This window comes from Paenibacillus sp. 01T442 (assembly GCF_056398345.1).
This window is the reverse complement of the sequence record NZ_JBFTPF010000015.1, coordinates 111,711-136,316: the sequence shown is the minus strand read 5'-3', so window position 1 is coordinate 136,316 and position 24,606 is coordinate 111,711. Positions and strand designations below refer to the sequence as shown.

General features: G+C 43.8%; 12 protein-coding genes. All 12 read left to right on the top strand.

Going from position 1 to position 24,606, the window contains the following annotated elements; genetic code table 11:
- Positions 1-71 precede the first annotated feature (71 nt).
- Positions 72-395, top strand: a complete 324-nt coding sequence (locus AC1DLM_RS15490) for a transposase (protein WP_441992609.1) — start codon at positions 72-74, stop codon at positions 393-395.
- A gap of 38 nt (positions 396-433) precedes the next feature.
- Positions 434-1,132, top strand: coding sequence for a transposase (locus AC1DLM_RS15485; RefSeq protein ID WP_477570464.1), 699 nt, complete (start codon positions 434-436; stop codon positions 1,130-1,132).
- Positions 1,133-1,512: 380 nt separating this feature from the next.
- Positions 1,513-2,103: a TlpA family protein disulfide reductase gene (locus AC1DLM_RS15480; RefSeq protein ID WP_441987037.1), complete on the top strand. Its 591-nt coding sequence runs from the start codon at positions 1,513-1,515 to the stop codon at positions 2,101-2,103.
- A gap of 41 nt (positions 2,104-2,144) precedes the next feature.
- Positions 2,145-6,302, top strand: coding sequence for a 3-keto-alpha-glucoside-1,2-lyase-like domain-containing protein (locus AC1DLM_RS15475; RefSeq protein ID WP_477570463.1), 4,158 nt, complete (start codon positions 2,145-2,147; stop codon positions 6,300-6,302).
- 259 nt (positions 6,303-6,561) lie between these two features.
- A complete protein-coding gene (locus AC1DLM_RS15470) occupies positions 6,562-10,791 on the top strand; it encodes a PA14 domain-containing protein (RefSeq protein WP_477570462.1) in 4,230 nt (1,409 codons plus the stop codon).
- Positions 10,792-11,862: 1,071 nt separating this feature from the next.
- The gene (locus AC1DLM_RS15465; RefSeq protein WP_477570468.1) at positions 11,863-12,894 is read left to right on the top strand and encodes a galactose ABC transporter substrate-binding protein; all 1,032 of its coding nucleotides are present in this window, start codon (positions 11,863-11,865) and stop codon (positions 12,892-12,894) included.
- 87 nt (positions 12,895-12,981) lie between these two features.
- A complete protein-coding gene (locus tag AC1DLM_RS15460) occupies positions 12,982-14,283 on the top strand; it encodes an ABC transporter substrate-binding protein (RefSeq protein WP_477570461.1) in 1,302 nt (433 codons plus the stop codon).
- 30 nt (positions 14,284-14,313) lie between these two features.
- Entirely contained in the window at positions 14,314-15,183 is an 870-nt protein-coding gene (locus tag AC1DLM_RS15455) for a cache domain-containing protein (RefSeq protein ID WP_477570460.1), read from the top strand.
- Entirely contained in the window at positions 15,153-16,034 is an 882-nt protein-coding gene (locus AC1DLM_RS15450; RefSeq protein WP_477570459.1) for a sensor histidine kinase, read from the top strand. The genes AC1DLM_RS15455 and AC1DLM_RS15450 overlap by 31 nt, the downstream gene beginning before the upstream one ends.
- Positions 16,031-17,521, top strand: coding sequence for a response regulator transcription factor (locus tag AC1DLM_RS15445; RefSeq protein ID WP_477570458.1), 1,491 nt, complete (start codon positions 16,031-16,033; stop codon positions 17,519-17,521). The genes AC1DLM_RS15450 and AC1DLM_RS15445 overlap by 4 nt, the downstream gene beginning before the upstream one ends.
- Positions 17,522-17,817: 296 nt before the next feature.
- The gene (locus AC1DLM_RS15440; RefSeq protein WP_477570457.1) at positions 17,818-22,923 is read left to right on the top strand and encodes a glycoside hydrolase family 97 N-terminal domain-containing protein; all 5,106 of its coding nucleotides are present in this window, start codon (positions 17,818-17,820) and stop codon (positions 22,921-22,923) included.
- Positions 22,924-23,739: 816 nt separating this feature from the next.
- A complete protein-coding gene (locus tag AC1DLM_RS15435; RefSeq protein ID WP_477570456.1) occupies positions 23,740-24,600 on the top strand; it encodes a DUF421 domain-containing protein in 861 nt (286 codons plus the stop codon).
- Positions 24,601-24,606: the final 6 nt, after the last annotated feature.

The window sequence follows — 24,606 nt, the reverse complement described above, 5'->3', positions numbered from 1 at the left end:
GAAGCCCCCTAATTGGATTGGAGTCATCAATATGCAATAAGGTACAATATCGGTGAGGGGGAATGAAATGTATGAAAAGCAATATCCTTTATGATGAGCAACGCATCAAAGTAGCCCAAGAGGCTCTTAGCGGAACTAAGTTATCTTTCCTAGCACGTAAATATTCAGTGTCACCCAGCACTATTACGAACTGGGTGAAGTTTTACAGAGAAAGATTTGGTGAGGAATCTATTCCTTCTGTGAGTGAGCGTATAGACGATTCCAAACGCCTTCAAGAGCTCGAAACCAAGATGGATACTGCCATCAAATTACTGGGAGAGAAAGACCTTGAAATTGAACTGCTACGTGAACTATTAAAAAAGAGCAACCCCGCTTACAAGACAAGCTTGATATAGCCGATGAAACGATTAAGCGGGGCTATGCAGCAGCACCAGTGCTGCGAATAATCGGTGTTCGTGAATCAACGTACTACACCAGAAGGAAGCGACAGTCGGAGCAACCAAAGCCTGTCGTAGAAGTTCGGATTGCAGTAGGGCGTCCCATTTCCAAATATTCGCTGACGACAGACGGGCAGAAGATCAGCGATACTCAGATTGAAGAGTGGCTAATGGAACTGGTGGAGGGCGAGGAGCACGGTTACGGCTATCGTAATCTAGCCCATGCACTTTATGTGCAACGTAACCTTGTCATCAACCACAAGAAGTCCTACAGACTCTGTAAGAAGCTAGGTCTGCTCCAGAAAAAACCAGACAAGAAGTTTAAGCATCCTAGGCGTATCGCGAAGAACCGCTTAGTTACAGGTCCGAATCAACTTTGGCAGATCGACATCAAGTATGGCTATATTCACGGCTATGATCGTTTCTTTTTCCTCTTTGACATGATTGATGTATTTGATCGTTGCATTGTCGGGTATCACTTAGGGTCTAGCTGTGATGCGAAGGATGTATGCGCGACTGTAAAACGTGCGTTAGAGGCTCGCGTGAAGCCTGGAGAAGCTGCACCAGTCCTACGTTCGGATAACGGACCTCAGTTTCTTAGCCATGCCTTTGGTGACATGTGTGCTGACGAGAACCGTCCAATTGAGCACGAAGTCCAAGCCGATATCATGAGGCCTGGAAGGCAAATAAATTAGGGGTAGTGGAGATTACCCTTTAAAAAAGGTTGAATACGAAAAATGAGAAACTGCGAGAAAGCAAGTATTCAGCAGATAGACTCCATAATTAAGGGGCCGAACCGAATCGAGCTCGACGAGTTACTTTTGGCGAAAATAGATGTAGAAAATCCATCTAATCGTTGAAAAATGTGGATTTTTCCGAAATTAACTGGAGGTTTTCCAGTTAGTTTGGGTTCGTGTCGTCAGCATTACGCATACGTCCTCGAAGGCGCAGTATCTGAGATTGTTGAACACAGTTGCGTAAACATTTATCAGAATCACGTACATTATATCTGTATTGTGTAAAGACGATTATTTTCGAGATTACTATAATGTTAGTAACGGAAGGGGAGCTGTACATGAGAAAAAATTATATACTGATTTGCGGCATTATTCTACTAAGTTGTCTACCCTTATATTTACTGTTCTCGCATAAGAGCACAGATCCCATAGTGAGTGAGGGTGAGAGGCTGGATGTCCATAAATTGGAAAGTATCGTGAATTTAGCGAGTTCACGCGGGAAAGCTGGACCAAATGATGTGAAAGCACCAACCTTTACACTGAAAACGTTAGACGGCTCTTATTCGACGATTGGCGGCAAGAGGGATAAACCGCTCGTTGTTCATTTCTGGGCGAGTTGGTGCGAAGCATGCTCCGTCGAAGTGCCAACGTTAAGGAAGCTCTATGAGCAATATAAGAATCAAGTTGATTTTGTAGGGATTAATGTTGCAACAGAAGAAAAACTAGAAAATATTCAAAAGTTTGTGCTTACGAATCATATTTCATACCCGGTACTCCTAGATGAGCATAAGCATGCAGCAGATCTCTATGAACTTCATGCGCTGCCGACTGTTTTTATGATAGATACGAATGGATACATTGTGGATACCTTTCATATGGTTGACCAGCTTGAGCTAGAAGAGAAAGTTGGACGTTTAGCCAAGCGTTAAATAACAAATACCAATTCATAAAGGAAAGAGGTTTCACGGAGATGAAAATAAAGACGTTTATCGTCCAATTATTAGTTGTTGCCTTGTATTTGACCGTTATTTCGCCATACCCTCCTGCCAAAGCGGCAGAGGTAGAAGCACTGCCAGGCTACTTTGCTGATCATTTCGATAAGGTGACGATTGATGGCAAATGGCATGTGATTGAAGGACCTTGGGCGATTGAAGCAGGAAAATTGACTGTCGCCAAAGGGCAAGGATATAAGGCCATAACGAGTGAAGAACAGTCATTTGGTGATGTGACCGTAGAGAGCGATATCAGCTTGGCTGATAGAGCCGGTGATGCGGGCGTATTATTCAGAACAATCAGTGCGACACCAGGTGCCGACAATGTAAAAGGGTATTACGCAGGAATTAGTGCAAACGGAACAGGTGTAGTTACGGTTGGTCGCATGAATAATAGCTGGACCGAGCTCAAACGAGCTTCAGTTACGATTAATCCGAATACAAGTTACCATCTGAAAGTATCAGCTGTAGGTGATCTAATCAACGTCTATGTGAACGATGTATTAGTACTTACACAGTCCGACAGTACTTATACATCGGGTAACATTGGTGTAAGGATGTACAATTCGCTGCCGACTTACGATAATCTCGTAGTTAAATCTACCGAGGGAAGCATGTTATTCGAAGATACTTTCGAAACGCAGGCCGAGCAAAGCCTTGGTCAGTGGGATCAAATAGATGGCAGCTGGAAGCTGCAGGCTGGTACGATAACGGTGAATAGCGGCGATGGTTATAAAGCGCTTGTCAAAGATAAGGAATTTGAGGATATGACCCTCGAAACTGATATCAAGCAGCCTAGCGGAACAGGAACCGGGGATGCAGGCGTACTTTTCAAAACGCAAAGTGCTGCACCTGGTGCTGACAACGTCCGTGGCTATTACGCAGGATTAAGCAATAATGGAACGGTTATTCTCGGACGAATGAACAACAATTGGCAGGCGCTGAAGACTGTGAAAGCGCTGCCGAGCATTGATGCGAACAAGTCTTACCACTTGAAGGTTGTTACTAATCAGAATCGAATCAAGGTGTATGTCAATGATACGCAAAAGCCGATCATTGACTTTATCGATGACAGTGCGGATAAGTACACCAAAGGTGGTATCGGTTTGCGAAGTTATCGTTCCGTACCGCAATTCGATAACTATATTGCAAGTGAATATACCGTGCCTGACGCATCATTCGTCGCACCTGTAGCGAATAAAAGTCCACTTGTGCAAACACCATTCACTCCGCTTCCACTAGGTTCCATAGAAGCGAAAGGCTGGCTGCTTAAACAACTTGAACTGCAGCGCGACAATTCTACAGGCTACGCAGAGGATTTGTACAATGAGCTTGGCACCAACGCGGCTTGGCTTGGTGGCACAGCGCCAGATTCCGATTGGGAGCGTCCGGTCTACTACTTGAAAGGGCTTGTTCCCTTGGCCTACACGTTAAAAGACAAGGATCTCATTGCGAAATCACAGAAATGGATTGAAGCAATACTCGCCAGTCAGCATGCGGATGGCTCCTTCGGACCTGAGAGCAGTGATGATTGGTGGCCTCGCATGGTCGCATTGTATGTCATGAAAGACTATTATGAAGCGACCAATGATGGACGCGTGATTCCGTTCATGACGAAATATTTTCATTATCAAGTGGCTCAATTGCCTGATCGGCCGTTAAGAGATTGGGGCAAAATACGCGTAGGTGACAATATTGACACGGTGCTCTGGTTGTATAACCGGACGGAAGATGCCTTTCTACTTCAATTAGCAGATACATTGGCTGATCAAGGGTATCCGATTTCGGATATTTATGCCAATGATGAGTTTCAAAATTTCGGCAATGATTTCCAACCGACCCATGCCGTCAATGTGAATGAAGCGATCAAAATGCCAACCATTTACTATCAAAGATCGCATGATGAACAAGATCGTGATGCTTTCCAAAAAGGCGTCAGCAATTTGGCTAAGCATGAACAGATCACGGGGATGCAATCCGGCACTGAAATGTTGGCGGGTATTGGAGCGACGCAAGGTGTGGAACTGTGTGCCATTACAGAACGGATGCAAAGTAACGAAGAGGCCGCAATGATTCTAGGTGATCCGCACATTGGCGATGCACTTGAGAAAATTGCCTTCAACTCCTTGCCTGGGGCTATGGATAAAGAGTTGAAGAACCATCAGTATTATTCCTTACCGAATCAGGTTGAGAGCAATATAGCAGATCATGGTTTTAAACAGAATTATGATAATGGGACGATGCCATCTCCAACATCGGGTTTCCCTTGCTGCCGATTTAATATGCATATGGGCTGGCCGTATTTTGTGAAGAATATGTGGGGCGCCACACCTGAGGGTGGACTCGGTATTATCGCGTATGGACCAAACCGGGTTTCAACAAAAATTAAAAATGCCAACGTCACCATTGATGAAACGACGAATTATCCATTCGAGGAACAAATCGGATTCGATGTGACTACGTCAGAAGCTGTAAGCTTCACGCTCAAGTTAAGAATTCCCGCATGGGCGAATCAACCGACGGTAACGGTAAATGGTCAAGCGCAGCAAGGCGTTATCGCTGGCGAGTATATGACGATCGATAGAATTTGGACGACAGGTGACCGTGTTGTGCTGACAGTGCCAATGAAGTTGAAAACATCAACTTGGGTGAACAATTCCGTTGGTATTGAACGCGGACCGCTTGTGTTCTCTCTGCAAATTCAAGAAAATTGGCAGGTTCAATCCAATCCAATCGCGGCAATTCCTGGCTTTGATGCAAGCGCTCTTGGCTATAGTCAATATCGTGTATCATCGAGCAGTCCATGGAATTACGGCTTACTGATTGATCGAGAACACCCAGAGGATTCGATCGAAGTAGTGAAAGGGGCTATGCCTGAGAATCCTTTCATCCAAGCAACGAGTCCAATTAAATTAATTGCGAAAGCGAAGAAAATTCCGACATGGGGGAAATCGGCTAATAACGTCGAAGCGACCGAACCTCCTGTAGGGCCGATCTTATCGACAGAGCCGACTGAGGATATTACTTTAGTACCTTATGGTGCTGAGAACTTGAGAGTTACCTATTTCCCTGAGGTGACGGAACAAGCAGAAGAGGCCGTGACCATGAAATATGAAGCGGAACAAGCTGAAATTGGGCATGCGAAAATTAATACAAACAATAATCGTGCGTCAGGAGGCAGCTATGTCGGAGAGATCGATTATCCAGACAGTTATGTCCTTTTCAACTCCGTTCAAGTTCCTGCTGCTGGTACATACAGCATGGATATCTGGTTTGCCAATGGCGGCGATTTTACTGCGGCTACGGGAAAAGTTCTCGTTAACGGCGAGGAACAATTGATCAAACTTCAGGGTACACAAAACTGGGGTCGTTTCATGGCAGTTCCAATAACCGTAGATCTCCAAGAGGGAACGAACACCATCAAGTTTATGAAAAGCGAGGGCTTCTATGAGCTAGACTATGTGGTTGTTCGACCTCTGGAAGTGAAAGAGCCTGAACCTACGCTCCCTGCCGTCGCTAGCTTGACGGGTCCTGATGTGGTTCAAGTGAATCAAACCTTCGATCTTAAGATGGGTGTTTCGAATGTTACCAAAAGTGTGTACGCACAGGATGTAACGGTGACTTATGATCCAAGCCAAGTGGAATATGTAGGTGCAGAGGATTTGACAGAAGGATTTGCACTGGTTGGCGAATCGAAGTCGACAGGTCAAGTGCGTTTCCTAATGGCAAAAGTAGGTAACGTAGACATGGATGGTTCCTTGCTTAAACTGAAATGGAAAGCCAAGTCTATTCCCTACACAGCGAACACCGTCATCTCCTTAGCGAACGTTATCATTGCGGATCAACATGGGACAGAAACAACGTTAGATGCCGTCGGACACACGATAAAACTAACGGTTCCTGTAGACCACGTGGACCCAATAGATAACACGGAACCAACTGCTCCTACACCTTTACTAGGTGATCTCAACAATGATGGCAAATATTCCACTGATGATTTAGATATTTTAGCTGCGTTCTATGGTGTATTTTCGAATAGTGCCTCGTGGGAGCAACTGAAAAATCTAGACTTTAACCATGATGGTCAAATTGATCTTGTTGATCTTGCAGCCATGGCGCAAATGATTTCGCAGTAAAACATAGATCATCGGAATCCCGCATATTGACGATACGACATGTATCGTTATATGTGGGATTTTTGTATAAAAAAGCCTATTAATGTAAATACAACGCCAGCTGTATTTTTCTATAATAAAGAAGTTCTAACATGGATAAACAAAGGAAGGAGGTAGCGCGAGGAGTCTGAATATACCAACATGAATCATTACATAGCTAGGAAAGGCCTCCCCGAATTTGATACGTTATGCATCCAAAATAAGAGAGGTTGGTTCAAGCATGAAGTTCAAAGACGTGCAGAAAATGGTTTTAATGCTTGTCATGGTTGTCAGTTTGTGTCTTCCTTCCCTATCGATTACACATCACGTTCAGGCTGCAGAAGCTGAAACACATGGCTTGAAAGGTGACTACTATACGAGCTCAGGCTCACCAAGCTTTAATTTTGGAACTTTCAAAGCGACAACGGTTGATGCAAATTTGGATTTTAGCTCCTTGGAAACCGCATTGAAGCTGATGACAGGGCAAAGTGATAATGTGAATGTGAGATGGACGGGATCGATCGTTCCTGCCTATTCCGAAAATTATACATTCTCCATCATTGGTGACAATGGTTTCCGCTTGTGGGTGAATAACCAACTTGTGCTTGATCATTGGGTCAATGATTGGGATAAAGAGCAAACGGGAACGCCTATCGCTCTGGTTGCAGGCCAGAAAGTTGATTTCAAGCTCGAATACTTCGAGGCAACTGGCGGATCTAATCTGCATGTGAGATGGTCGAGTCCTTCTCTTGCCAAACAAGCGATTCCAACAGAAGCGTTGTTCACACCTGCTGGTTATAAATCCGCTGGCCGCATCTCCGCGGATGGAACGAAGGCAGAGATTAACTTCGATAACGCGTTATCCACACCGACTGCAAGTGGTTTCGGCACGCATCTAAAGGTGGATGTTGCTGGAACGAGCTGGCCTATTGCATCGGCGGCACTTCAGGCTGGGAATAACAATGTTCTCGTACTCACCTTTGAGAATCCGATTTACTCCAAGGATGTTTCACAGGTGGGGATTAGTTATGACGGTAATGGCGGTTTGCTCAATGGGGACGGAAGTTCCGTTGGCACTTTCTCCAAATTTTTGAAAAATGACTCAACGTATCAAATCATGACACCATGGGCGGAACAACTGGACTCTAATAACGTGTTACCTGAATATCCTCGTCCACAGCTGGCCCGTGAGCAATGGATGAATCTTAATGGTGAGTGGGAGTTCCAGGCTGCTAAAGCTAGCGATACACTTCCGACGGGTCAAACCTTAAAAGAGAAGATTCTCGTCCCGTTTGCGGCAGAGTCGATTCTTTCTGGGATTCACCGTACTGAAAGCTTAATGTGGTATAAGCGATCCTTTACGATTCCTGACAGCTGGAGTGGTCAACGGGTGAAGTTGAACTTCGGGGCTGTTGATTATTTGGCTACTGTGTATGTCAACGGACAGCTTGTAGGAAGTCACAAGGGTGGCTTCACAGCATTTAGCCTGGATATAACAGATCAATTGAAGGCGGGACAAAATGAATTGATCGTGAACGTGCTCGACAACACGGATTCTGGGGAAGATCAAGCGGTAGGGAAGCAAACCGTGAAGAAGCTTGGTGGCATTTGGTATACGTCAAGTTCGGGTATCTGGCAAACGGTTTGGATGGAGCCTATCGCCTCAGCTCATATTGACAAGCTCGACATGGTGCCGGATATCACCAATCAAGTGCTGAAACTGAAAGTAGCTGCTTCAGGTGTCCAAGGTGAAACCGTAGAAGCGAAGGCTAGCGTCAATGGGCAAGTTGTTGGCACAGCGACAGGAGCTCCAGGAACGGACATTGCCATTCCTGTTCCAAATGCAAGACTCTGGTCACCTGACGACCCGTTTCTTTATGATTTGCAAGTGACTTTGAAGAACGGAACGCAATCCGTTGACCAAGTAAATAGTTATTTTGGGATGAGAGAAATCAAGACAGGTCTGGTTGATGGTGTCATGCGTACACTGTTGAACGGCAAATCCGTCTTTATGATGGGACCGCTGGATCAAGGGTACTACCCAGATGGGATTTACACCGCGCCTACTGAAGAAGCGCTGCAATTCGACTTGGCAACGATTAAACGTATCGGCATGAACACGGTGCGCAAGCATATCAAAATTGAGCCGGCACGCTGGTATTACTGGGCAGATAAAATGGGCTTGCTGGTCTGGCAGGATATGCCTAGCTTGGAGGATCGCCAAGGGAATAAAGGTAGCGATATTTCCCAAGCGGCCAAAACACAATGGTTGAAAGAATATAAGGAAATGGTCGACCAGCTTCGAAGCACGCCTTCGATCGTGACATGGACGGTATTTAACGAGGGCTGGGGGGAATTCGATCAAGGCGGTCAATTGTCCAAAGATGCCGTGAATCTAGTAAAAAGCTGGGATTCCACGCGCCTCATTAACGGCAGCAGCGGTTGGTGGGATACAGGTGTAGGCGATCTGAACGACGCCCACAGTTATCCGGCACCTGCTTCACCTGCTCGCTCAGCGAACAGAGCATCCGTCATTGGCGAGTACGGCGGACTTGGTTTGCACGTGACAGGGCATGAATGGACACCGCTGACCTTCTCCTATCAATTAATGAGCAGCAAAAAGGAAATAACCGATAAATATATTGGTTTTATCGACTCCCTTAAGCAGCAGAAGGCGAATGGTCTGAACGCAGCGATTTATACGCAAATTACAGACGTTGAGTATGAAATTAATGGACTACTTACGTATGATCGTAAAGTTGAAAAGCTAGATTTTGACCGAATCGCCAAAGCACACCGAGAGTTGATCGGCACAGCGAATAAAGCTGATTTGAATGCGCAACTTACTGTAGAAGAAAGCTTCCTTGGCGCTATTCATATCGGTTCTCAACCTGGTGCATATCCGCAAGCTGCCGTCGATCAGTTTACGACAACACTGAATGCGGCTAAGGCGGTTAATCAAGATGCGAACGCAACGGTAAGTCAAATTCAAGGGGCACTAGATAGCTTGGTAGCTGCACATCAGCAGATCTTATCTACTGTGCATGCTCCCATTCCTAACGGTTTTACAACAGATTCATTTGATTCCACAACGCTCGCGCCTAGTTGGACGATCTTCCGTCCGGATAGCAGCAAATGGAGTCTGACAGCGAATCCGGGAAGTCTCCGATTGCAATCTTTGGCTGGGGATATGTTCGGGAACTCCAATGCAAGTAAGAACGTCTTCCTGCAAAACGCACCTGCGGGAGATTTCGTGGTTACCACCAAAATTACAGGTTCGGTGAATAAGAATTATGAGCAAGGCGGTTTGCTCGTTTGGCAGAACGAAGATAACTATGTGCGAATTGGGCATGTGTGGGATACGACGGGTGCTACTGGAAAAAATCTGGAAAGCGCATTTGAGAAAAATGCCGTATACACGAAAGCAACCAATGTTGCAAAGCATCCGGGGACAGATTCGGTGTACCTGATGATAGCGAAGGTAGGCAATGTCTACACGACATCCTTCTGGAATGGTACCGCTTGGCAGCAGGCGGCAGACCCGATGACAGTCAATTTATCGAATGTCAAAGTGGGCTTCTATGCGATGTCAGCAACAGATGGCACGTCCATCCCTGTAGATGTTGACTACTTCTCGGTAGGTCCTGCTGTGAATCAGCCGACTTTCACATTTGCAGGGCCACCTGTTGTTTCCAGCGGGCAGCCATTTAGTGTGACATTAAGTCTTGGCTCGGTTACGGAAGCTGTATACGCGGAAGATCTGACCGTGACGTATGATCCAACACAACTCGAATTTGTCTCAGTAGAAGAACTGCATGCAGGTGTTACCGTGGTGGATAAAGCCGTGACACCAGGAAAAGTGCGGTTCATCATGGCGAATATCGGCGTATCCGATGTAAATGGAAGTATGCTTAAGTTGAACTGGAAGGCCAAATCGTTGACAAGTACTGCGAATGCGACAGTCCTACTTTCTAGTGCCGTGCTTGCGAATGGAGCCGGTCAAGAAAAGACACTTGATCAAGTCAGCTTCCCTGTTCAAATCACTGGACTAGTTAATAAAGAAGCCTTGCAAAATCTGATTACCGATGCGCAACATAAACATGATCAGGCGGTTGAGGGAAGCCTTGCTGGCCAATATCCGATCGGCGCCAAAGCGGATCTTCAAGCAGCCATTGCGCAAGCAACAGTTGTAGCTGACAATGCAGGTGCAACGACTGAGCAAGTCGCTCAAGCCGTGAATGTGCTTCAATCTGCCTTGAATCACTTCTTATCCCGTGTCATAAGCGCAACTCCTGGTGACATTAATACCGATGGCAGATTCACAGTCGGTGATTTGGCCCAAGTCGCTGCGGCTTACGGTAAAACGTCGGCTGATTCCGATTGGGAGCAATACAAGCAAATGGATGTCAATGGCGATCATATTGTCGATATTGAGGATTTGGCGGCGGTAGCGCAGTTGATTTTGCAGTGATGTGATATAGAAGGAGCTAAGCGTTGGCGCTTAGCTCCTTTTTTTGACGAGCAGAACTGCCGGTCAGCATGTGCGTGATTGGTCAAAGATGCGATAGTACAACCTTTAGCGGGGGCAAAGGCTATATATGGGTAAATTAATGCGAAAATACAACCTTTTGAACCGAAACAGCGCTAGAGGAGGCGTATGGGTAGAAATAGTTGCCTTTTCGCAAGCATTTTAGATGAAGAGGTTAATTTGGAAAAAAGGATGCTTATTTGCATCTTTCATAGCTGAAATGGTCAGCATTATGATTAAGGAAATCCTTAGCGAGAACCTGCCATCGCATACCAACTACTCGGAATCACATCCCGCTCCAACTCCAGCAGCTCTTCGATGATAAGATCAGCGTCTGCGATGGAATTGACCAACGGATCCGTCAACATAGCACGTCTCAGCTTCTCGCGACTGCCTTCAACAACAGCTTCAGCTGTTAGTTCAGGAGCAGGGCGTGCGTGGACATCAGGCGTGCAGTCCGGAGTACCCGTACAGGTGCTTATTATTATAACAATCTGGCGATTGAGCCGAGCGGGAGCTAAATCAGGAAAGTGAGGATCAAGTGGGAGAAATGCGTGAGGAGCGGAACGACAAAGATCTTCTGGAAGATCTAAAAATTGAAAATAATCAAGCCAGCCTTAGCAATTGTTATTTGGATCGGTTTTGCGCTAAAGGAGGATGTTATAAATTGTTACAACGAATTTAGTGCATAAAAGAAAATGATATTATTCCTTTTAATTAGTGAATATCTGCCATATAATGGGGTTATTTGCAACCGGTTACTTTTTGGTGATTCCTGTTAACGATCCTGGATGACAGATTCTCAGCGAAGTGTGTGCTTGATGAATGATACGCAACTATAAGCTATTACCGTCACCAGTACCTTAAAAATAAAATAGGAGATATGAGAAAAATGCATGTACATTGAAATATAAATATTCTAGGATAATGGGAATATTTATATTTTTTTAAAATGGAGACTATTTGATGAATAAGAGAGTGAAATCATACATCCTTGCAACTGCACTTTTACTTATGATGGGCGGATGCAGCATCATACGATCAGATGATCTCAATGCTCCAATAAACATGGTGTCACAATCTGCAACAAATTCAAATTCAACTTTACCGAAATCTCCCTTAAAAATTGGAGTCCTAATTTACAGGTATGATGATACTTTCATGACAGAGGTGAGGAACAGCATACTTGCAGCAGCTGATAGCCATGTCATCGTCGAGTTCGCGGATAGTCGCAACTCTCAATCAACTCAGAATCATCAAATGGATAAATTTGTGAAAGAAAAGGTGGATGCTCTTGCGATTAACCCCGTAGATCGGACTGCAGCAGCTGCAATGATTACGAAGGCAAAAGCAGCCAACATACCTGTGGTCTTTTTTAACCGCGAGCCTGTGGCAGATGCTATGAAAAAATGGGACAAGGTTTACTATGTCGGCGCTAAAGCGGAACAATCCGGTACAATGTCAGGTCAACTGATCGTTGACTATTTCAAGTCGCATCCGGAAGCGGATAAAAACAAGGATGATGTACTGCAATATGTGATGTTGAAAGGAGAACCTGGCCATCAGGATGCCGAGTTGCGAACCAAATTCGCCATAAAAGCAGTAGAAGATGCGGGTATCAAGGTGGAAAAGCTAGCTGAGGATACGGGAATGTGGGAGCGCTCAAAGGGGAAAGCGAAAATGTCAACATTTCTAGGCTTATATGGGAATCGAATAGAGGCTGTTTTTGCTAATAACGATGATATGGCTCTTGGGGCTATTGACGCAATACAAGAGAACGGCTTTTTGGCAGACGATCGTATTATCCCTGTTGTTGGGGTCAATGCCACAGCCTCGGCTATTAAAGCGTTGAAAGATGGGACACTTCTAGGAACCGTGCTGAACGATGCAGTAAATCAAGGAAAAGCAATCTATGCTGTGGCTCATATTTTGGCCTCAGGGCAAACACCGGAAAAAAACAACATTGGCTACGAAATGGCAGATGGTTTATATGTCTGGATACCGTATAAAAAGATGATGAAAGAAAATAGTAGCGTTGATCAATAAAACAGAAATATGTATGCGTTATCAGTTCGAATAGAGAGCGTTTGGTATCTAGGAAGTAAATTACGAGTTTCTCGGAGGCTGCTTTTAATGAGAAAATATGGAGGTATACTCATCTACTTGCTGCTTTTCGTCTGTCTTATGCTATCTGGTTGCACTACAGCGGATACAGGGCAATTCAATCAGCAGGAGCAGGTGACTGCGGATAATAGTAGAAAGATCGCTTCTTCAGGTGAAGTAAAGTTATCCGTCTACATGTATGTGACCGATGTAAGAGTACAGAACGTGTATTATGAGATTGCACGCACCTTCGAGGCCACACACCCGGAAATTAAAGTGGAACTGCAATTCCCTGGTTTTCAATATGAAGAGATTCTGAAAGTTAAACTTGCCACCAACGAGTTGCCAGATATTTTTGATACGCATGGTTGGGCCAAGATTCGATATGGGAAGTATTTGGTGGATCTTAGAGATGAGCCGTGGGCGAGTCAATTGACAGATACGATAAAATCGGTTGTAACGGATGACGAGGGGAAAGTATATGTATTGCCTATTAGTGAAGCGAGGGATGGCTTCTCCTATAACATGGATGTTTTAGAAAAATATCATACTCAAGTTCCAGTTACTTTTGATGAGTTGATGATGGCCGCGGATAAGATCGTGAAAGAAAGCCACGGGAAAGTCGTTCCTTTCTTTTTTTCCGGCATTGATTCATGGACTATCGGACAGTATTTTGATTATTTCGCAAGCTCTCTATTTGAAAAGTCAGATGTTTTTAAAAAGTACCCGCTGACAGCGACAGATTCGGACTGGAGCCAGTGGAATGTGCTTGCCATGAAATGGAAGGAAATGTTCGATAAAGGATATATCAATCAAGATGTTTTCACGGCTAAATACAGTGATTTGCCCGAGTTGTTTGCCGAAGGCAAAGTCGCATTTTCATTTGCTTCTCCCTCTTTTGCAGACGATGCTTATGAAGTAAACCCGAAAACACGAATTGGTATTATGCCAGTTCCATCATTAAGTGTGGGAGGAAAACCTGCTTTTTCAAGCGGAGAACGCAACACAATGGGCATCTGGAGAAAGTCCAAACATTTGGCCGAAGCAAAGCTGCTGGTGAATGAATTCGCAAAGCCGTCCAATATGAAAAAAATTGCAGACGTCGTAAAAATTCCGCCAGGTTTGAAGGGTGTAACCCCCGAACATGAATTTGTATCGTTCTATAAGCTATATGAACAAGTACGTGTCACCCCCTATTTCGATCGTATCTATTTGCCAAATGGGATGTGGGATGTGATGCGGAGTCTGGGAATTGAGTTGCTAGCAGGCGATGTAGCTCCAGAGAAGTTCGGTCAACTTATGAAACAAGAAGTCAATCGACTTTCCAAATAAAAGGGCTAGAAGCTAGGAGGCAGGAACGTAATGAGATCTGATTCTTTTCGCTTTAAGCTCATGATGCTGTATTTCTGGACGATTGTTATTCCAACGGTTATCATCGTATTCTTTCTACCGAACTTTTTTCAAAAGTTGCTGCTGCATCAGACAACACAATATACCGAAAGCACAGCTGCTGCCTTTACGAAAAACATTGAAAGCTATCTGAATGAACTTGAGCGAATCACTTTAACGCCGTATTTTGACAGCGATATTATGAAGGCGCTTAAATATAAAGCTAAACAAGATCCTATAACGCAGCTTTCTCCCCTTGAGAAATTGAAAATGGATGAAGTACTGAATGAAAAGTTCCATAATTTTATTCGTATGTCGAGAAAGGATATTTCAGGAACGACGCTGGTCACTTCAGATGGCTCCATCTATGCCAAATCAACAGGTTTGACAGCGCCAGTTAACAATTATCCCTTTTCTGCCACAGAATGGTACCGCAAAGCGTTGGCAGCAGAGGGGTCGGCCGTCTTTATTGGTAGTCATAAGCAAGACTACTTGAAGCAGCCTTTAGAGACAGATGTATTCTCGGTAGCTAGGATTATAAGAGATCCTGATACGGAGTTAAAGCTTGCTTTTATTATTGCCGATGCAGATACTGAGGTGCTGCGGAATTTAATCCAAGATTTCCAATTTAACGTAAACGCTACCATTGCTGTTCTCGATGACAATCAACAGGTGGTTTATTCCACAGCACCATTATCTACATTAATGAGTAAAAGCGTAGGGGAGTCCTCAGTTTCGTTAGTAGAGGATGAAAATACGTACACGGTTATTCGCCGAGATATTGGAACAGCCCATTGGAAGTTGGTTTTTTTTTGCCAAATTCAGAAATTATCTCTCAGCTAAGGTGGTTGTACATTATCGGGGGATTGTTCGCTGTATGCGGACTTTTCTTAACTGTCATTGTCTTCTTTCTTTTATCAAAGTGGATTATTCGTCCGTTTAAAGAAATCATCTGGACGATGAAGAAAGTGGAAATCGGTAATTTGCAAACACGTCTGCAAGTTAGGGGGACAGATGAGGTAGCGCAAATTGGTTTAGCGTTTAATCGAATGATTAATCAAGTGGAAGAGCTTATTGTTCGCGAATATCAAGCGAAAATCAATCAACAGCAAGCGGAATATCGGTCCTTGCAAGCTCAAATCCAACCCCATTTTCTTTATAACATCTTAAATGGCTTTATTGGTCTTAATCGGATTGGAGAGCATGAGAAGCTGGAAGAGTCGATCATTCACCTTAGTAAAATGCTTAGGTATATTCTTGCCCAACGAGATTGGACTTGCGTTAAGGATGAGTGCGACTTTCTCACTTGGTACTGCCAATTGCAGCAGCTCCGGTTCCAGGATCGTTTGCAGTACCGTATTCGATATGATACAGAGAGCATGAGCGTTCAAATTCCAAAGTTATTACTTCAACCACTTGTTGAGAATAGTATCATTCATGGAATTGAACCTCTGAATCAGCAAAGGGAATTGAACGTCGATGTTCATGTGGTGAACAATCATACGCTAGCTATTTCGGTTACGGATAATGGTGCTGGATTTGATGTAAGTAAAGCTGGGAAAAGTGTAGGTCTATCCAATGTTAAAGAACGCTTGCAGCTTGCATATCCCGAAGGTGAATTTGCTTTGGACAGCAAGATTGGAGAGGGCACTCGCATACATATTCGAATTCCTATCAAGGAGGCATTCAATTGAAAATAGTAATTGCCGATGACGAATATTTAGCTCAACAAACATTGCTTAGTATGATTCGCCAAATTGAAGGTGAGTGGGAAATTGTCGGAGTAGCGGGCAATGGCTCTGAACTGTTAGACATCCTTCAAGCGCAGCGTCCGGATATCGCTTTTGTGGATATCAAGATGCCTGGTATGAATGGAATTGATGCTATTAGAGAAGGTAAGGTTGTTTCTCCTCACACGGAATGGTTTATTTTATCAGGCTATTCGGAGTTCATTTATGCACAAGAAGGTATACAGCTTGGTGTCCTTAACTATTTGCTAAAACCTCTTAGTTTAGGGGAGTTGCGGGAAGCTTTACTTTCTGCAAAGGCATCTATTCAAGAAAGGGTTGTAGACAAACAAAGACAATTCGCGAATTCCGTGCAGAATCTGTGTTATGGATTTGAGCAGGATAATGTTTGCTTTAAGGACGAGTATACATACATGCATGTTCAAATGGCTGTCGTTTTTTGGGATTGTTCTTTAGAAGGAACAGCTGAATCCTTACTGTTTAGACAGGTATACATCTTAATCAACCGGATTGTTGAAGAGTTTACGGCAAAAGGAGTGCTGCTTACCTGCTTTGCCCTCCCGAGTGGTCAGTATACTATCGTTGGGGGCCCTCGGTACAGCGTCAAAGACAAGGAAAGCTGGAACGAATTTATCTTGCGACTGCAACAAATTATTGATAGCTGGAATACTTCTGAATTGAAGCTAACGGTCATTTCTTCACAGGAGCATTTACCTTTGCATGATATTAATCAATATGTGAATCGCATCATTCAGAGCAGCATTTTTCGTATCTTGAAGGGGTTGGGTAAAATGTGGAACAACCATTCGTTTCAGCACTTTAGTAGTGAACATCACGAACTGTGCAAAAAAATGGAGAGATTGGTTAAGGCTTACCGCGAGAATCAGTACTCAGAATATATGGATGCGTTGTTTGCGATTAAGCAATACGCTGCAGCGAGTGAACGTCTTTTTGAAGGTAGCGGCATTATGCAATCAATTGGCACTTATTTAATAACAACATTGCGAATTCAGCTTGAGTCTGGCACGTCCATGTCTAGGTGTATTGTGCTTTTGAAGGAGCATGGTGAACGATTGCTGCAACGAATGAACAAGGATGAACCATCCCAGGACATTGTGCAGAAAGTTATCCAATACATGAAGTCCAATTATAGGAACGAGATCGGTACAAACTTAATTGCGGAGCATTTTCATGTCACGCCGAATTACTTGAGTACCGTGTTTCATCAGAAAACGGGGTTTACGATTATGCGCTTCTTGACTGAACTTCGTATTAACAAGGCCAAGGAAATTCTAGCAGAAGGAACTGTCCAGATACAAGAGGCGGCGGAACTTGTCGGGTATTTCAATCCTAGTCACTTTACGAATTTATTTAAAAAAATTGAGGGACATTCCCCTACTGAATATAAACATATGTTGAAAAGAAACGGATAGTAAAAGAAGTCTATTTACCATAGAAATGGACAAGTCAACATTAATTATGAGACTCATGGAAGCGCCAACATTCATGTTATCCTGTATGTATTGAAGCCATTGGAAGGCTATGCGATGAAGGGTGGGGACATTGTTTCTAGAGCGCGAAATGCCTCAACGCACATTGTACGAATGGCTAGAAAATTATTGTAATCCCAGAGATTCCGTTACCATTTCGGGGGAGACGGACCTGAGCCACTTGTCAGTCAAAGTGCTAAGGCCGATAGGTAACATGAAGAAAAAGAGGAGGAGTATCATTGCAAAAAAGACGTTCTACACCGAAAATTGCGGTAAAACTATTCTTAATTATGAGCTTGCTTATTGTCAGTCTGCCATTTGGATTGCCGAATGCCGCCTTTGCCAATTCTGAACAACCTCTATTTAAACAAGACCAATATAATTCTGATGAAAGCAACGTCACGAAAGCAGGAATTTCATCGGTGTCCGAAGCTACCTATGTAACTGACCCAAATTGGGTAAACAAGGCACTTGCGGCGGAGCTGCCAGCTGCGGCAGGAGCAAGCATGGTGCTGGATAGTGCATGGGAAGTAGAAAACCCGACAAATGGAAAACTTGTTGTTAATGCGGATGGAAGTATTACGATCACAACTGAAGGTGGAGCAATTAATGATGCAGGGGGAATGAAAAACATTCTTTACTATCAGCTTCCGAACCAGACGGACTATGATTTTACTGTGAAAGTAAATGGGAATTTTACGGCAAACTATCAGGGGGCTCAACTGATGATCGCAAGCGGAAAGAACCGTGCGAATGCCGTTGGTGTGGTCCGCAGATTTCATGGATTTCTTGGCGGAACATATGGAACAAACATGCTCATGGGCGTTATGCAGAATGGTGGTACGCCTGGCGAGTATTATGAAGGTGCTGCAAACATCGGCAATGAGTTCTATCTGAAACTTCAGAAGCAGAACGGAAGAATCACTGGTTTTTATGCAGCGGCGTACAGTGACAACAAAGCAGATTGGAATCAGATTATTGATACCACTGGCGGCAAAAATTATCAATTCATAGATAAGGGCAATGCACTCATTGACCCTGAGAAGATTTATTTAGGAATCGCAGCGGCAAACGGTGGCGGGAATACACCTACAAACATCACGTTCTCTGATCTGAGAATTGGTGGTGAACCGGTACCCTTCGCTATAAATTCAAAGGCATTAAAATCCGTTGTGCTTTCTGGTGAAACGGAAATGGGTGTAGGTGCTGCACATACACAACCGCTTAACGTGACAGGTGCAGATTATGATGGAAATGGAATTACAGCATTTGATTCGGTAGTCTACACAAGCAGTGATGAAGATGTGGCAACGGTTAATGAAGACGGTGTTGTTACTGGTGTACGTAACGGCAATGTAGTAATTACTGCCAAAGCAACATTGGGCGAAGTTACAAGAACAGCTACTCTGGCAATTCAAGTTGGAGATATTGAGACAGAAGAATCATGGGAACTTTCATCTCCAGATGGCCATACCACGATGAAGGTAGAAATGATCACAGGTGGAGTTCTTCAATATACTGCGAAAAAGAATGGCGTAGAAAATATTGGGACATCACCACTTGGTTTAGTAACCAGCTTAGGTGACTTTTCGAGTGGCCTTGTATTAAGAGAAGCTTCAGAAGTGAAAGAAATCAATGAAAGCTATAAGGTGCTTTCCGGCAAGAGTGATAAATATACAAATCACTATAAGGAACAGACGCTTACATTCGCAAGGAAAAATGATAATTCTGTTGAATTTGATTTGATAATCCGCGCCTATGATGATGGTACGGCATACAGATATGCTGTCCGCACAGATGTGGCACAAGAGATTAAAATCAGTGATGAAGTATCAGGCGTACAGCTTCCGAAAGAAGCAGATGTATATTGGATGAACTATACTTCGGCTACATGGAACTATGAAGGTCAGTATACAAAAACCAATACGGAAGGATTAGCAGCGGGATCTACTCCCTCCATACCATTCCTATATGGTAAAGATGGTGTATGGACGCTGTTCTCAGAAGCAGACCTCAACGGAACTTACACTGGTTCTATGTTTACAGTCAAAGAAAACGGGATGTTAGATGTTTCATTCTCTAAGACACAAGGGACGAAGGCTGTAGTGACAACAACGCCTTTCAAATCTCCATGGAGAGCGGCAATCACAGGTACTCCGAAAGACATTGTCAAAAATACAATGATTGAAAACCTGAGTACTCCGGCAGATTACGAAACATATGACTATGAATCATGGGTAGACCCAGGTTTATCTTCCTGGTCATGGGTAGCTAACTGGGGAAGTGGAATCAGTGATCAGTCGAAAGCTGAAACACATCTGAACTGGATTGAATTTGGAGCTGAAATAGGATGGGATTATTATATCCTTGATGAAGGCTGGAGTCTGGGCGGTCGTGGAAACGTTACTGGTATGCGTGACTGGTGGCCGGAAGTAAAAGCGTTTGCACAAGAAAAAGGAGTTAGATTGTGGGCTTGGGTACATGTAAGCGATATTGATACACAGGCAGAACGCGATAAGCACTTTAAAGAATGGTCTGAACAAGGTATCGTAGGCATCAAGCCGGACTTCTTTGATGGGGAAGGCCAGAGTAATATGCAGCTTTATGATGATCTGTATAAAGATGCGGCGAAGTACAAGCTCATGGTTCTTGCACATGGTGCAAATAAACCAACCGGTGAAATTCGTACTTATCCAAACGTATATGGACGTGAAGCGATCCGTGGACAGGAAGCAGGAGGTATTACTGCGGAACAATACACAATGATTCCGTTTATCCGAGCGGCAATTGGACCGGCAGAAGTTACTGAAGAAATCAGATCTAAGGATTATAACAAGACGACTATGGGATTCCAGTTCGCATTGACAGCGCTGATTGAAGACGGAATTCATAGTATGGGTTCTGCGCCGGAGGCTTATAGAAGTATTCCGGAAGGAATGTCCTACTATAAAAATTACCCGAAAAAATGGGATGCAACAGAATTGGTTGACGGTGAAATTGGCCAATATCTGAGCATAGCAAGAAGAGCCGGAACTAACTGGTATGTTTCTGGAATCAGCGTGAACCCAAGAACGATGAAAGTTCCATTAGTATCCCTTGATGCAGGCAAAGCGTATACGGTATTGCTTTATAAAGAAAACGACAGACGGGACGTAGATATGGATATTATCCCGAATGTTACAAACCAAACCGTATTAGACATCAATGTACTTTATGGCGGCGGCTATGCATTACGTGCAGTTCCGACATCAGAGTTGGATAGCATCACTTCAATCGTTGCCAATCCGGCAGAAGTGACAGTAGAAAAAGGATATTTATCTGATCCGGTTGCAATTACACGCAGTCCGGAAAAAGCAGAATTCAAAGATGTGATATGGCGAGTTGCAGACCCAACAATCGCAACTGTCAATCAGAACGGTGTAATCAGAGGCGTTGCTGAAGGTAAGACTACAGTAACGGTAGCTTCTGCATACGACAACACAGTTAAAGCAGCAATTAAAGTAACGGTTACACCTCCAAGGTATGTTCTTGATGGAGATACATGGACAATCCTTAATCGGAATGACAATGTTATTATCAATAATACCGATTCTGCAACAATCACAACAGAAGCAGGAGTACTTGGCGATAATAACTGGAAAAACATGTTCTCTATGGACGTACCGGAAGGCGATAAAGACTTTACAATCACAGCTAAGATTTCCGGTGGCCTTAAGGCCAATTATCAGGGTGGATTTATCACAGTCGTTAATAAAGCGAATCCGAATAGCTTATCGGTAGCAGCAGGGCGGCGTTATCACGGTGGCATCATGGGAAGTCACCCTCAGGCGTTCGGCGTAATGTCAACCGCCTCAGGAGCTACCTCTGAATATTACAACGCAGATGATGATTTCAATAAGGATGTTTACGTTAAAATTCAAAAAGTTGGAAATACATTTATTAATTCGTATAGCTATGATGGTGAAATTTGGACAGTAATTACCGACAAAGGAACACCAAAAACTACTACAAATGCAAATTTGGCAGCAAGTGCAAATCTTTCTGTAGGTTTCTATGCAGGTTCCGGCGGGGGACAAACAGCAATTGATATCAAAGTCAGCGATTTTACTTACAATGGTGTGAAGGTACCGATAGCAATTGACACCTTGGAACCAGGAGTTGTTGATAAGACGGCGCTAAATGATGCAATAGCATCTGTACAAGCATTAAAAGAAGCAGACTACACATCAGACAGTTGGGCATCATTATTAACTCAATTGAATGCAGGAAACGCTGTAGTTGCAAATGAGAATGCTACACAGCAGGCAGTGGCTGAAGTAACAGCAGCAATTAATGCAGCAGTAGAAGCACTTGTAGCTGTAGATCCAGAAGTTGTTGATAAGTCGGCTCTGAATGAGGCAATAGCATCTGTAGAAGCATTAAAAGAAGCAGACTACACAGCAGACAGCTGGGCAGCATTATTAACTCAATTGAATGCAGCAAACGCTATAGTTGCAAATGAGAATGCTACACAGCAGGAAGTGGCTGAAGTAACAGCAGCAATTAAAGCAGCAGTAGAAGCACTTACTAGAGTGACTGGAACGCCGACAGAAACACCAACAGAAACACCAACAGAAACACCAACAGAAACACCAACAGGAACACCAACAGGAACACCAACACCAATACCAACACCAGTGCCTGTACCCGTTCAGCCGGGAGTACAATTCATGGGCAATGTCGTTGATATTGCCAGTGTGCAAACCAGCTTCGCCCAAAAAATTGAGGAAGCTAAGTCGATTCCGGCTCCGTTGAAATTTACTGATACTTCTTCTCATTGGGCTGACTCCACAATTGGTATGTTTGTGAAGTTAGGATTGGTTACCGGATATCAGGACGGCAGTTTCCACCCGGATAGAAGCATCACCCGAGCGGAGTTCGCTACGGTTCTTGCCAAGGTATTTGGCCTTGCAGGCAACGCTGCCGGAAGCTCCTTAAGTGATATTTCCGGTCACTGGGCCGAAAGCTCCATTAGCGCCCTGCAGCAAAAAGGTATAATTTCCGGCTACGAGAACGGTACATTCCTGCCTGATATGGAAATCAGTCGCGCGGAGATTATTGCAATGATCTCCAAGATCATTAACCTGAATAGCGTTAATACTGCGTCCTCCAGCTTCTCGGATCTTGATGAGACATGGAATAAGGAGCAGATCGGGCAAGCGGCGGCAGCCGGCATCATTAACGGGGTGGGAAATAGTATGTTTCTTCCAGACAAGCAGGCTTCCCGTGCCGAAGCGTTAACTATTGTACTGCACGTTCTAGAAACTAATCCAGAGCTTAAGAGCCTCCTGGATACCCTGAAATAAGCAAGCCTTTGGTTTACTAAAGGGGCTTGTCCAAATAGAAGCCCGCCAAAGTAGGAACCTTCCCATAGCGATAAGCTACGGTCTGGGGATACTGGCGGGCTCTTTTTATTCCTTTGTCTATGCCTCTGAAATTATCAGTAGCACCTTGGAGCATATCCGATTTTGGCTGAGAGATGAATATAATGCCAATAGGGGAAGCAAGGAATTTTACACTTCTACTAACGAATATATGACATAAAAGAAACGAAATTATTACATTTTTTTTTGATGAACATTCAAATTCACTAAAAATAGAAAACGCTGATTATACTCACGGGGAGCACCGAATTGGGCGAGTTGTCTATCAGGACTGAGATTCCGCTTGATAAGTTACTTCAAAAGATCAGCAAGATCAAGCTCAATGGCATTTGTGAAATCCTTGACCAAACATACATTCTGGATGGTGAGGTGCGGCTACCCCGATTAAATATAACCTCTACACCTGATATTAAAAAGAGGCGTCGAGCGACATTGGGTCCCTCGATGACATCGATAATGTAAAGGTGAGCTCATTGATGAGGACTATACGGCATCGAGGAAATGTCTGGACTATCAAATACAGGTCGTTAAAGTTTTCCAAGTGCACACGGAGATGTTCTTCAGGTTATGCGTTAATTAGCGATATGAATGGTCCTTTTTATCATCTGCTAGGTTACCATGGGGTTTGTAAGGTATAAATAGAGATTGGTATAATCTCCTTTTATTTGCATAAATTTCACGCATTCAACAAACAATTGAATACAATTGGAATTTTGCAATATGAAGAGGAGGATTATCGTGTTAGATTGGGTAGAGATTGTTTTACGCACATTTTTATCAATTGTGGTGCTGTTCTTTATGACTAAGCTGTTAGGTAAAAGGCAAGTGACCCAGCTATCCTTCTTCGAATACATAACCGGGATCTCAATTGGTAATCTCGCGGCGTCCATATCGCTGGACATCGATACGAAATGGTATCTGGGGTTGGTCTCTCTTGGTGTATGGGTGACTTGTACGTTAGGCATTGAGTTTCTGCAGATGAAAAGTAAAAAAGCGCGGGATTTCATTGATAGTAAAGGAACTATACTCATTCGTGAAGGCAAGATTATGGAAGATAATTTAAAGAAAGAACGCCTTACCACAGATGAACTCATGGAGCAATTGCGCAAGAGGTCGGTATTTAAAGTTGCTGATGTCGAGTTTGCTATAATGGAACCAAGCGGAGAGATTAATGTCCTGTTAACGCGAGAGAATTTACCGTTGACTCCCAAACATTTAGGCATTAAGGTTGCACCAGAGAAAGAGCCCCAAGTGGTGATCATGGATGGTGTCATCATGGATGAATCATTGGCTACACTAGGTTATAGCAGAGCATGGTTGAATACCGAATTAGTTAAAATAGGTGTTACAGTTGAAAATGTATTTCTAGGTCAAGTAGATTCCTACGGCCAACTGTTTGTGGATTTGTATGATGACAAAATCATGGTTCCGGTCCCACAGGAAAAAGCTACACTATTTGCAACATTAAAAAAATGCGAAGGTGACTTAATGTTGTATGGACTGTCCACGAAGAATAAACAGGCTAAGGAAATGTACGAGCAATGCTCGAAGCAGATGGAAGACATCATTGCTCAATTGAAGCCGATCCTTAAGCGGTGATACGAA